Source organism: Sphingobacterium sp. CZ-UAM, assembly GCF_002000245.1.
Taxonomy (GTDB): Bacteria; Bacteroidota; Bacteroidia; order Sphingobacteriales; family Sphingobacteriaceae; genus Sphingobacterium.
On sequence record NZ_MTCM01000007.1, the window covers coordinates 113,545 to 126,527 of the forward strand.

Below are 12,983 nucleotides of genomic sequence, written 5' to 3' on the forward strand. Positions count from 1 at the left end.
AAAGGGCGCTAACGTAAAATGTTAAATGTTTAAAAGCTACTTATATAACAACGGCACATACCAAATAGTTTTAATTTTATAATTTTAACATTAACCCCGCTGTTCCACCACCATAAAACGTGTTTCTCGCACGGTCTCTTCCCCAGGGCTTCCAACGGGTACCACCACCTGATATAACATCTTCATCCCGCTCAGCATAATTGAAACTGGGCGCCACAAATATAGACAAGGCATCCGTCAACTTATACGTAGGAATGACACGAAAAGAAGATCGGTGATTGTCCAACAATTTAAAATTGTCCGTTAAATGATTACGTGACGCAATTTCCGTACGGAGTGCAAATTTGGACCTATTCAATAGCACAGCCCCCAGACCTGCTTCAAAGAAATATTTCGAAGGTCCATCATCCGATAGAGCCGCACCTACCGATAGGACACTATAGAGCACACGGCCTCCGGAACGAAACTGTAGCGAAAGATAACGATCCGCGTCTATGGCCAATGCAAGGCTTTTTTCTCCGTTTTTTATTAAATTTAATAGCCCGATCGGGTAATCACTACTATCGGCAATGTTAACTATTCCTGCAAGCTGAAATCCCTTTACTTTTTTTGCCCTGTTGGCGATACCTGCTATTTGGATGCCCACATCGCCACTGCTGTTGTTTATCACCCCCGCTATTTGGGTTGTTTTTCCGGCTTCCCGCACTGTATTGGCAACTCCGGCAAGCTGAACGCCCCGTACCGTATCGGCCTTATTCAATACGCCACCAATCTGGACTCCCTTAACGGTTCCAAAAACCCGATTGCCTACCCCAGCTAACTGTACACCACCTACATTGCCACCTACGGTATTAAACACGCCGGCCACCTGAACCCCCTGCATATTATATTGGTTGATATTGAATACCCCGCCAAGTTCAACGCCTTTCACCCCCGCGGTTGCACCGCCGATGATATTTAATGAAAACTTATTGACAATCTGTGACCGTATAAATCCATGTGAGCTTAGCCCCGGTGTCATGGATATCTGATAAGGACTATACAAGAACATTCCGCCGAGATTCATGTTCTGTATCTGTTGGGCAGGTGACAGGAATATCCGACCAAAAAAAGATTTATAAAGGCCATGATCTTCTTCATAGCCTTCAAAGTAACCATATTCACGTTTCTTTTTGTCACCCGTCTGCGCTTCAATAGGAAAAATAACCATCACACTGGTATCCCGAAACATCTCTTTACTCACATTCACCGCAATCAGATTACTTCTTTTCTTGACATCCAGTTCAAAATAACCATTTTTGTCCGTCAATGTAGATAATAAAGCGCTACGGTCGAAAATACTGGCATTGGAAATTGGGTTATTCGTTCGGACATTTTTGATATATCCGGTAATGACAACCTTATCTTTCCTCGGAGTCTGTACCTCAAAATCAACCGACATTCTTTGCGGTGTATATTGAACGATAATATGTTTGCCTAATTCCTTAAAGCTATACTCCTTGCCCAAAATCCCATCGAGATAATCATATAAATTCCCCTTATAAGCCCGGGGATAAATAACGCTATCCATCTGTAAAATATTTCCATTGAAAGAAAACAATACATCCTGCCGTTCCTTTAATAGCTGAAAGACTTCACCGACCGTTATTTTTGAGAAAGCGGGCATCTGAACTTCCGCCGCGAGCTTTTGCTGTGCTAGCCCCCAATGAAAGGAGCATAGCAGGGAGAATAGGAGATAAAACCTGATTCGCTTTATAAGAAATAGTGTCATGATGCTATCTGTACAATTTTGCTTCGAAAACATGTTATCGCTTTTGATTATTTGTTAAGTGAATTTCTTTGCCCTGAACCTCGACCTTTAAGTCCAGGCTCTTTGCCATCACCTTTAGTATTTCGGTCAGGCTATTTCTTTCAAATTCGGCTGTATACGGTATTTGTTGAAGGCTGGGATCATCTATAATAACTTTATAGTCATACGCACGGGTAAGCAGCTCAGCGACATCCTTCAAGGGTGTATTCACAAAATTAAACTTACTGTCTACATAGTATTTATAGAATTTATCCTGGACAGGCTTTTTTTGTACAGTTGCAGTATCGGCATCCCTTATCGTAAGCATCTGATCCGGCCGTAGAAAAATCTCCTTGTCGGCATAGGCTACTTTGACCAGTCCGGTGGCGACGATGACCTCTGTTGCTTTGGGAATGCGACGCACATTAAAACTTGTCCCCAGTACCGTAATTTTCGAATTCCCTGTCTCGATCACAAAAGGATGCTTTTTATCCTTTTTCACCTGAAAAAACACCTCTCCCTTTTTCAATTTGACATTTCTGTTTTTATTACTCCAGGTACTCGCATAAGCCAGCTCCGTATTTCTATTGAGTGTTACCGTAGACCCATCTGGCAATGAATCCCTAAGCACAGCTTCTTGGCTCACAAGATGCATTTCCTCGCGCTGCGAACGGTCGAATACGTAGAATCCTACCATACAGACCAGCAGAATGCTCGCCGCAGCCCACCAGTTCCATTGAATCACATTTGTTTTCATTGTGGGGATTCCGGTAAGCTCCGATGCTCTCCTGTCCCTAACAATTTTAAAATTCATCCAAGCCTTATCCACATCCACTTCTGGAACTTCCAGAGGCTTAGGTAAGCTATCCCATAACTTTTTCATTTGCAAATATGCCTCCCTATTATTAGCGTCTTTTTCCAACCATTCCTCTACGATCGTACGTTCGGCTTCATTCGTTTCCCCGACCATATATCTTTCTAGTAGTTCCTTGTTCATCGCATATAGATAAGATAGAAATACGTTCTTCACTTTTAAGTATTCCGCTCTGTTGGCAGGATCCTGTTCCAACCAGCTTTGCACCAAATTATTCTCCGATTCATTGGTTTCCCCAACGATATATCTTTCCAGTAATTCCTTATTCATAACATATAGATAAGATAGAAAATAATCAATGTTAAATAATCCATAAGCTCAATACGTAGGTGACGCAATGCTTTGCTCATATGCCCCTCGACTGTTTTTATCGAAAGATCCAACGTAGTTGCAATATCCTTGTATTTCATCTCCTGAAAGCGGCTCAGTTCAAACACCGTCCTACTTTTTTCGGGCAATTCGGCCAGAGCCACCCTAAGTTTCTTATCCAGGTCCTTGCTGCTTTCGTCTACAGCTGGTTCCCATTCCTGTCTGTGCTGTTCATAAGACTGATATTTGAGCTTACGTTGCTCCTTCTTAAGAACATTCATGCTTTCATTATAGATCGCACGATAGAGGTAAGCTTTCAGCGAAGTGTGGATCTGCTCCTCCCAATCTTTCTCCCATAACCGCAGAAATACTTGCTGTACGACCTCCTCGGCCCCATCGCTATCCCCCAGATACCTAAAAGCATAACGATGCAATTCCTTGTAATGCGCCCGAAAAAGCTGCTCGAAATTCTTTTCTTTATTTTCCGACATTGGTTAAATCTACCATTTGATTAAACAATCTACTTTATACTAAGACAACACAAGTAATCATTACCCTTATTTATTTTTTACTTTTTTTTCTTGCTGATAATAATATCGCACCAACTTACTAATAAACTGCCAGCCCAAGTTCATCAAGTATATACAGCCCGCTGGAATTAAAGTACGACAATGATCGATCAGCTATCCAAGATTGGCACTAAAGGTAATTATCTAAAAATAGAAAAATGTTTTTTTTCTAAGGGTATACTGATTTTCCGTTGTCATAGTATAAAGCGACACGAAAAACTAGATAATAAAAAATAGTATTAAAATGAAAACAACAATTAAAGCGGCCTTAGTGGCATTCACATTACTAGGAATAACAGGAACGGGACAAGCTCAGGAGGTCACCTATGGTGTACACGTAGGAAGCAACTATCACATGACCTCATTTGGAAACAAGTCCGTTAAAGACAATAACGGTAAAGTAGGAGTTTCTGTTGCCGCATTCGCGCGGATCGGAGATCGTATCTTCTTTCAACCGGGCATCGGAGCTAGTCTTTTGCGAAAAGAGTATACTTTTGAAGGTAGCCAAAAGACCCCTAAGTTCTATCAGGTCAATCTTCCACTTCAAGTTGGGTATACATTTTTACAAAATGGTGATTTCAGTTTCCGTGGCCTATTGGGGCCGCAATTGAATTATGATCTGAAGACTGTCAAATCCGGTCCTACTACAGAGTATAAGAAATTCTCCTTTGACGGTAGAGCTGGAATCGGCATTGATGTCAGTAGCTTTACAGTAGATGCCTATTATAGCCATGGGTTCACCAGCGTGGATAAAACACTGGATGCCAAGAATAAAACCGTCGGTATTATGGTTGGCTATAAATTCTAATAGCGGTTTATTAAAAAAAAACAGCTATTAGAAAAACCACAAAAAATACAAATGCCCTTGACGATTGAAAATAGCGTGCAAAGCTAGAAAGGGGGAGAAGTCATAAGAGAATGTCCGAAATTTAGTCCCTTAAAATTTCAGGCATTCTCTTTTTTTCAATTAGATTTTATTTTTTGTCAATAATTACTATTTTAGCGCTACCAAAAATTTTTCCTAAAAAAAGAGCTTAGGATCATCCTATCTCAGGTTATTGGAATAATTCGGGATGTAGCGTAGCCCGGTATCGCGCCAGCATGGGGTGCTGGAGGTCGTCGGTTCAAATCCGGCCATCCCGACAGAAAAAGAAAGACCACTTCATTTTAAGAATGAAGTGGTCTTTCTTTTTTATAACTTGAGATTCAAGCAAACCCTTTGGATAAATCAAATTTCGGCCACCACCAGCTTCTGTTCCAACATAAAAGTTACTATCCATTTACTCCCGATTTTAAAAGCGTTTAAATTATTGGGTGTATTATCACTGGATTCCGTTTCCAATGGTACATAAGAATAAACAAGCTCAGCTTCTCCCTCTTGTTTAAATGTAGAGCCATTGATTAAAACCGTCTTTATGCCATGCGTGAATGTGTCTCCATATTCATAAAAGAAACGAAAATTATCCCCATCTGGAAGCATGATATACCGATCAAAAAGATGATCCTTTAGTTTGATCGATGGTATGGACTTTTTTTGAGTGATCGGATAAAACCAAAGTTCATTATCGGCTTTATCAAAATAAAACGCCTGTTTATCAGCAGACAGATAGCGGGGATGCCATGGTAAATTAGGAGGCAGCTTCACTGTTTCAACAGGTTCCAATTTAGCATTGAGCGATAGGTGATAGATGACCTCGTTTAATTTAAACAGCAATGGAAAGTCCGGCGAAATGGTATTCATTGCTGCTGAGGGTAGATACTCGATTTTTCCTTTGGCAATATGTGCTTCTGTTAACAACCTGTCTACATTTTTTTGCGCTATTATCGCCCCTGTCTTACTGTTGATACATAACATTTCATAATTTACGGTCCGATCCTTATGATAAAGGATATAACTATGCTCCGGAGTCATATAAGTATGATCGATGATCATATCCCGTACCAACGACAACAACTTTTTGGAAGCCCGTTCTTTATAAAATGTGGTCTTTTCATTGCTTGGTTCCGCACTGTATTGCCCCCATTGGAATAGCTTATTGATGGTGAATAGCGTTCCATTTTCAACCCTAAAATCAACGAATTCCGCTGCATTTGGTTGTTGTGGAGAAGCAATTTTACCGACCTGTATACTACTGTCAGCAGGATTTATACACAATAGTTGCTGATCCTTAAAATTCAGGTAATTTGGCTGTGGGTGTAAGCGGATGATTTTGTCCTTTGCTTCATCTAAAGCAAATAGTCCGTTCGTGTTTTCTTGAAATGTCTTCGTCCATACTTTCGCTCCCCTTTTTTTGAACTGATCTTTGGGATTAAGACTGATTACCTTATCTAACCAGGTTTTCCATTCATGCTGTGAAGCCTCGGCCGCCGGTACGCCCAAAGATTCCATCTGGTTACTGACATCATTCAACCTTTTTCTCGCAAGATCAGCCACCGTAGTAGGTCTGTAATCATGTATGGCATATCCTCCATCAGTTGTTTCAGCACAGCCCACATAGTGAACCATAACCTGTTGATTATTGTCTAAATGATCTATCCACTGTGGCACATGGCGCAGGTCGCGATAATCAGAGAAAATAGACCATTCGATGGTATCTTTTAATGTAGGCTGGTTAAAAATAGTGACTGGATAACGGTCATTTTCTGAAGCAATCTTGTCTTTATTATGTGCATTGAAAAACGTAACATTCTTTGTATAATAACAGTTTTCCATACCCGGAACAGCAACTATCTCAAACGTAAAATCCCGGTCATAGGTAAAAAATAAGTTTTCCCTATCCGGAAAAAGAGGGATCAATAAAATATATGCTGTCCCCAGCCTTTTGGCATCCGCTTGACTTAAATGTAGGAAAAAACCATTTTCAGGAAGATAGATATCACCTTTATTAAGTACAAAAAGTAACTTTTCCATTGCAGCACTTAATTGAATAACCTGGTTATTCGACTTGAACTGCCCCCTAACTGACTGCACTTTTTCCGACGTATCCACTCTTGACTGAAGTTTTCCCTGATTTTCCACCGATTTGCTATTACCGTGGCATTGGCAAAATGCTATGATCAATAATACCAAATAGAGCTGCCTAAAGATCATTCTTACCATTTATTTCATCTCTTGTATAATTAATTCAATTTACATCTTTTTTATTGAATACAAAATACCATAAAACTATTGTGGTTTTACAGCTATCAACGACAAAGAGAATTAAAACATACGTTGGTCTTGCTCAAAATAAATGTGCCTGATCAACCCCGGCCAATAGGCTGTTAAGTTTCCTTTTTGAAGCTGATCAAAAAAAACAGCATCTGACTGATTGATCCCTCGGACAGCTTGACCTCCACGAACAATAATACCTTTATTCGTCAATTGCTGTACGGCGGCCTGTTGAAGTAGGAGTTCGAATTTATTCTTAGGCTGCTTACGCTGGCTTATCTGCTGTAGAAAGTCGGTTTCACCATGACTGTTACCCATTTTCTTTTGTAGATAAGCTGCGAGCCAGTCCGCCAGAATTTCATTTTTACCTTCCGGATAGGGTTCTCCTACCCCCAGTTGCACCGGCCAGGCTCTTGATTCTTCCACCTTCAGATTTGCTTCTTTATATTTTTTTTGTTGCAGGCATTGATAAGCCAGCATTAATTTGGTCTGTACATAGTAGTTATGTCCTTCTGTCGCTCCTTCAAAAGGAAGGATTTCGACCTTTTGCAATTCACGTTCAGCGAGCAGATATTCTTTATTTAACAACAAAGTCCGTACATGGGCTAAGGTCAGGATATAGTTTTTGGGAAATGCCAGATGATACTTCCCACTAACCTCGAGTGCCTGATCGTAATATTTCCCTTTATTTAACAATTCGACCAAACGCAGGCCATAGCGCCATTCATGTGGTTCCGCTGTTGTCGCTTGTCTCATCGCTGTAATGGACTGATCGATCTGCTGATCTTCTTCAAGGCTAGATTTCACGGCAAAGTAAGCTCCAAAATCCGATGGTTCAGTACTTACCGCATCCAATAGCCGCTTCGCTTTCCCCCCCTGATTTCGGAAACGATAAAGTAATGCCTGCAAATAAGCAACTTTCCAATTTTTCAACTGCTCGCCTGCCCATTCAAACACCGGTCCACTTTCTTCACGAAATGGAAACACAAAGGCTGGATTGGAAGCTGCCGCTCTTGCCAAATATTCCTGACTCACTGTAGGATTAGTTTTGGTCAGCCAGGCCAGCCACAATAACATCTCTGTATTTGGCTTATTTTTATTGAGTACAGTAGCCGCACGTTTATATTCATGTAGATCGGCATACCAAATGGCCAGTTCAAAACATTTTTCCGAAGCAAATTCCTGCCTGGATAGCACTTCATTTTTCTCTTCAAATTGAATAAAGGCATTGAATGGATCGTTGCGAACAATCCGCTCATAGGATGCCGTATCCAATGCTGTTCCTTGCCGCTTTTGAATGAGCAGCCGCAATTGCAATGCGTCTATATTTAGTCCGTTCGCCACTAATGCTTTCTCCACATAGGCCAAAGCCGGTTCATCCTGTTTGATCCGGTAATGGCACTTGGCAAGCTGTAAATAAGCCGCACTGCGCCAATTTGGATCCAGCGAAGCTACTTCAAAGCCATCCAGAGCATCATGCGTTCTTTCGAGCTTGACTGCGGCCAAACCATAATAGTAATTGGCTGCAGCATCGTACGTATCAATCGCCAATGCTTGACGCGCATAATCGTAACATTGCCTATAATCCATCCTGAACCAGGCAAGTTTGGCCTTCTCCAACAACAAATCCAATTGGGGTACTTGCTTTTCGGTCAACCTGTTTAGCAAAGTTTCTGCTACCCCATATTGTCGAAACCGGAGCAAATCTCGTACTTCGAGTAGCTTGGTTTGATTGCTATCGATCATCGTTTCACGGCTTGGTTCAGTAGGTCGATCCAATGTGCTAGCAATATCATGCTGTCGTAAATCAAAATAATCCCCTCCTAGTTTGAGATAATAGGGGCTGTCATCGCTTTTTAATTCCACAACAAGCTGTTTCACTTCCCCCACTCGAGCGGTTAGATAATTAGCTCCGAGCGGCAAGCCATTCTTGTCGAGTGCAAAAATGCTATCTTGTAATGGTCGTTTGGGATCAACGGTCAACAGTAGCTTTTTGGCTTGTTGTTTTACCTGTAGCGCAGCCGATAACTGAAAATCTTTCGGTTGACCTATTCCGGCAAAAGGCATCCAATACTCCGTCCATGAATCGCTCTGGTAAGGTGCGAATCCAATTTGCTTGAATGGCGTTAAACTACTTGACGGCACATTCTGATTGAATAATCGACCACTTTGAATCTCCACATATTGACCACTCCGGTCGGTCAGCAACTGCTCCCAGATCTGTCCATCTCCCGCCTGTGACCACAGAAATATTTTCTTACCCAATTTATCTTCACGCAGTGCATATCGGGCCATCCCATGATCGCGTTCCTTATAATATACCCCAAAGGCCTTGCTATGTGCTCCCAGCACATGATACGATTTCGAACTCCCAAATGCATTCTCCCGATAGTTGGACAGATCACGGCCTTCGCCATCAATGGGCCATGAATGCGCATCCCCGTCGTGGCCGATATACCGGTTGCCCGGATATAGGAACTTCAAGTCCTCGCCGGCCGCGACCCCCAGATTCATCCAGGTATAATAAGGTTGCTCAATGGCATTGCCATTCGACCAGAAAGAACGTGTCGAAAAATAACCCTTGTCTTTTTCCAAGCGAATTTCCAACGTCCAGTTGCTGCGGCTCAAAAGATCGAAAGCATGTATAAAACAACTTGCACTTCCATCCGCATGCTCCTGCAGTAAATAATCCACCGCTGTAGACGTGTTGGGGGTATGACCTATAATTCCATAATTCGCTTCAATACCACCACTGGTCCAAGGCCCTCGCATCGCGATATCTCTGAATTTTACGACTCCATTGTTATAGATATAATCCCGCTTTCCTATTTTATCATAAGCAGACCAGATCTTACCCCCTATTTCCGGCATAATCTGAACCCGGATATAATCGTTTTCTAAGATCACAGTCTTCCACTCCTTTTCAATGGCGGTATTTGTAAAACCATCAAATCGAAAATAAGGATACAATTTCTGTGCTGAAGCGATTGGGTCCGGATCCGAAAAAGGATAGGTTGTATACCGTTTTTTTACCTCAGCGATCTTTGTAGGGTTCTGCGCCAATACAGTTAATATCGCATGCCCCAATAGCGCTAACACGAGCCATTTTTTCATTGAAATATGTATTTATTCATTAGTCAACTAGTTGCCCGGAAGCTTTCAGATAAATGTGCCAACTCCAGCAATACGAGCATTCCACATCTTCTCCAAAGAACCCGGATTAACTCCCTAGGATATATAGGCTACTAGCTATTATTCTATTAGCAAAATGATCCCTTTATTCTTGGCAATAGAAATCTTATCGTTCATCTTATAAGCTGTACCAGATTGGAAATCGGCTATTGCAGGAATCGATAGTTTGGCCTTGTGGGGATCAATACCCAGTTTTTCCCAATCAACAACTAGCTGTACATCAACATCTGTATCAGCCCAGCTGGCTATCGCAACCATCGCTTTTCCGGGTTTGGTATAAACCGTTGCCAGTACTTTCTCGTTATCCGTTTTTACTGGAACGTTTGGTGACCAATAACCGATCATATTGCTCCCCTTGATACCGAAGTTATCCCAGGTCTTCCACAAGTCCTTCGGTGTCAGTTTTTGGTAGGGCATCCGATTGGTCATCCCATAGATCATTCCGCGCCATGGATTACCACCATCCTGAAGCATTTCGCCCATCAATCCAAAGGGGATACCACTCACTTCTGTTAAAAAGAAATCAGGTTGGTTATTTTCATAGTCAAAATATTCTCCAAACCATAATCTATTGAGATAAGGAAAATGTTCGAGGTAGAGATTCGCACTGTTGTTAAAGCCGTCGTTTTTATTATATTGATTCGCTGAGTGCAAATCAATCAGGCCCGATTTTCCATTTTTGGTCAACACGCGTTTGATACGCTTCATTGTCACCCGGTCAAAAGCAACATCATCCAGATAAATCCCATCAATACCAATATGGTCAACCAGCCAGTTCATACCCTCCACATAATAGTTGTGCCATCTGTTCATACCACTGTTGATTATCGCTGCATCTTTAAATTCTGGCACATACCAAGCCGCAATGTAATTTTTCCCCAGATGTTCCTGCAACCAGGAATAACCACCGCCTTTGCCCGGTGAAAATACCTCGGTACCTAGACTTCGTAATGGATAAAGTTCATAAACTCTATTGGAGACCTCCCGTACCGTATTGTAAATCTTCACTTTTAGTCCAGCTTGATGCGCCTGATCAATATATTGCTTCATCTCTTTGGTCGCAATAAATGGATAATTGATATAGGGATTGATCACATTGGCATGGTGGATATTGATGACGTTTGATCCACTGGCCACGACCGAATCTACTGGTTTATAAGCGTGATAATAGCGTTCGTTCCATTGTGCTTCGGTATTTATCGGATGGAATGGGGTAATTAATAGGTTAAAATTATAATAGAGTACCGCTCCTTTTTTAAGCTGACGTTCACCACTATAGCTATTGACCAATACCGATTTACCTTTGAGGCCGATATCTATTCCACCTTTATTCTCATTGCCCCAGGAAATTGGCAGCACCAACGGTTTTTGAAGATAGAAATTTGTGTTCAAGGGTCTTGAATAATGCTCATCGCGTAGTGAGAACTGCAGTCCCGCATTTACAGCACCAATCCAGCCACCATCCTGATTCTTATTCGCTACATCCCATTTCCAGACAAGCTGTTCCCGGCGCTTTCCTCCCTTCTGTCCCAAGCCCATAAAATAGTTTGCCTTGTCGGGCATAACCGGGATATGCATATTGACATCTTTTAAACTGATATCATTTAATGCGGTTAGCTTAACCACATAATGTAAATAACCATCAAATTCCAGTTTCCCTTCCACTTCCATAGTAAGGTCGGTCGATTCATTTTTGGCTATCCAACGGTACTCACCCTCATTTTTTTCTTTAAATTGTACACCCCCGGCTTTCAAGGGTATCTCCTTACCATCCGAGGCACGATAAAAATGAAAATGCACCGGTTCATACAACAATTCATTTGGCTTTGTCGAGATCGATGTCATTTCAGGCGTAAAAAAAGTACTGATCTGTTTGGGCAGACCACTTGCGCTCAGCTTAACTTCACGCCCCAGGAGCTGTAAGGTCGAATCAGCTGTCAATACAATTGGCGTATAGGGTGCAATAACTGTATTTTTTTGCGCCAATGTTGAGTTAAGCCAAGGCAGCCGCGTCATTTTCCAGGGCTGGTCAACACTAGCTAGTCCACTACCATTTTCCGAAACATGAAAGATAAGCTGTACCTTCTTCGCTGTCGCATTCTTTGGTTTGACGGTCACGGTGCCCGTATAAGTCCCCACAGGAATATTTTCCGGTACCTGCATACCGCACCATAGGGCTTGTACCCTATTCGAAGGTACATTTACGGTCAGGTGCATGGGCTCTCCTGTGTAGGCCGTACCCTGGGTATTCAAACAGTTCAAACTATTGGCAGCAATTATTGTCCCATCGCTGGACTTAAAATCAGAAAATGATATCTGAAGCGCTTGAAGATCTTGCTTCGGCGACCAAAGGCCCAATTGAAACGCATAATACTCGCCTTTTTGGGCATTCCCTTCAAGCTGAGACGGAGCTTTTGTTTTGGTCATCCACAATCGCGGGAGGTTGTTTTCCATTTTTATGGGCGACTCCCTTCGTTCAGGGAAAACAAAATAATCTTCTTTAGCATTGCGGTTTAAGAAACTTTTGACTTCCGCTCCGGTAGCCAACACTTCCATCGGATCATTGCTATTGTACTGATCCACGGCATCAAAGCGTTCAACACGAACACCTTTGGTGCTTATGCTTCTACTTTTTGCTGCTTGCGCCGGTGCCGATGTTGAATTTTTCAGATAGATTGCGTCCGGATAATTGCGGCTCCGCCCGCCCATTTTATACGGTAAATAATAGACATAATATATTCCCTTGCCTGAAGTCGGATGAAAACGCAAGCCTCCCGATTCGGCATTCATCCAGAGATAATTAATCGACCCGATATGTTTATTGCTCGCACTGTCCACGATAATCACCTGTTGGTTGGCCTCCACCCATCGGTTACGCCAGGGAATAGCTACCTGCACTTCTTTTTGGTCCGAGTTTACTTTCAATACCGCACGGTGGTTACCAAGCTGATCTGCATCCCATTTTTGCTTTTCAGGCGGATAAGCCAGCTGCGCATGGACAGCGTTTACTAAAAATGATACGGCAAGGATTGTTGCCAACTTAGGGTAGGCTGTTCTTTTCTTCATCATACAAGGTGTTAGGTGTACACAAATGCCTGT

The 12,983-nt window shown here is 42.1% G+C and carries 7 protein-coding genes and 1 tRNA gene; 2 read left to right on the forward strand and 6 right to left on the reverse strand.

Annotated features, from left to right (window positions below):
- Positions 1-76 precede the first annotated feature (76 nt).
- Genes BWD42_RS21170 through BWD42_RS21180 form a run of 3 tightly spaced genes read right to left on the reverse strand, consistent with a single transcriptional unit; the run spans position 77 to position 3,463 of the window.
- Positions 77-1,771 (reverse strand): hypothetical protein, encoded by a 1,695-nt coding sequence (locus BWD42_RS21170; protein ID WP_077438401.1) that lies wholly within the window; start codon positions 1,769-1,771, stop codon positions 77-79.
- Positions 1,772-1,805: 34 nt separating this feature from the next.
- Complete coding sequence (locus tag BWD42_RS21175) at positions 1,806-2,933, reverse strand: FecR family protein (protein WP_077438402.1); 1,128 nt, start codon at positions 2,931-2,933, stop codon at positions 1,806-1,808.
- A complete protein-coding gene (locus tag BWD42_RS21180) occupies positions 2,930-3,463 on the reverse strand; it encodes an RNA polymerase sigma-70 factor (RefSeq protein WP_077438403.1) in 534 nt (177 codons plus the stop codon). The genes BWD42_RS21175 and BWD42_RS21180 overlap by 4 nt, the downstream gene beginning before the upstream one ends.
- 322 nt (positions 3,464-3,785) lie before the next feature.
- Between BWD42_RS21180 and BWD42_RS21185 the strand changes: the two genes are divergently transcribed.
- Both BWD42_RS21185 and BWD42_RS21190 read left to right on the forward strand, forming a co-directional pair.
- Positions 3,786-4,349 (forward strand): porin family protein, encoded by a 564-nt coding sequence (locus BWD42_RS21185; protein ID WP_077438404.1) that lies wholly within the window; start codon positions 3,786-3,788, stop codon positions 4,347-4,349.
- 261 nt (positions 4,350-4,610) lie between these two features.
- Positions 4,611-4,684 (forward strand) — tRNA-Pro (locus tag BWD42_RS21190).
- A gap of 85 nt (positions 4,685-4,769) precedes the next feature.
- Here the strand turns inward: BWD42_RS21190 and BWD42_RS21195 are convergent.
- From BWD42_RS21195 to BWD42_RS21205, 3 genes are all read right to left on the reverse strand, one after another.
- Complete coding sequence (locus BWD42_RS21195) at positions 4,770-6,641, reverse strand: hypothetical protein (protein ID WP_139351236.1); 1,872 nt, start codon at positions 6,639-6,641, stop codon at positions 4,770-4,772.
- Positions 6,642-6,743: 102 nt separating this feature from the next.
- Positions 6,744-9,806, reverse strand: a complete 3,063-nt coding sequence (locus tag BWD42_RS21200; RefSeq protein WP_077438406.1) for a DUF5107 domain-containing protein — start codon at positions 9,804-9,806, stop codon at positions 6,744-6,746.
- A gap of 138 nt (positions 9,807-9,944) precedes the next feature.
- A complete protein-coding gene (locus BWD42_RS21205; RefSeq protein ID WP_077438407.1) occupies positions 9,945-12,953 on the reverse strand; it encodes a glycoside hydrolase domain-containing protein in 3,009 nt (1,002 codons plus the stop codon).
- Between the last annotated feature and the right edge of the window lie 30 nt (positions 12,954-12,983).

Excerpts from the sequence above, each read along its gene's own strand:
- BWD42_RS21185 (WP_077438404.1), top strand. The coding sequence starts at position 3,786 with ATGAAAACAACAATTAAAGCGGCCTTAGTGGCATTCACATTACTAGGA.
- BWD42_RS21175 (WP_077438402.1), bottom strand. The coding sequence starts at position 2,933 with ATGAATAAGGAATTACTGGAAAGATATATCGTTGGGGAAACCAATGAA.
- BWD42_RS21205 (WP_077438407.1), bottom strand. The coding sequence starts at position 12,953 with ATGATGAAGAAAAGAACAGCCTACCCTAAGTTGGCAACAATCCTTGCC.
- BWD42_RS21200 (WP_077438406.1), bottom strand. The coding sequence starts at position 9,806 with ATGAAAAAATGGCTCGTGTTAGCGCTATTGGGGCATGCGATATTAACT.
- BWD42_RS21170 (WP_077438401.1), bottom strand. The coding sequence starts at position 1,771 with ATGACACTATTTCTTATAAAGCGAATCAGGTTTTATCTCCTATTCTCC.
- BWD42_RS21180 (WP_077438403.1), bottom strand. The coding sequence starts at position 3,463 with ATGTCGGAAAATAAAGAAAAGAATTTCGAGCAGCTTTTTCGGGCGCAT.
- BWD42_RS21195 (WP_139351236.1), bottom strand. The coding sequence starts at position 6,641 with ATGGTAAGAATGATCTTTAGGCAGCTCTATTTGGTATTATTGATCATA.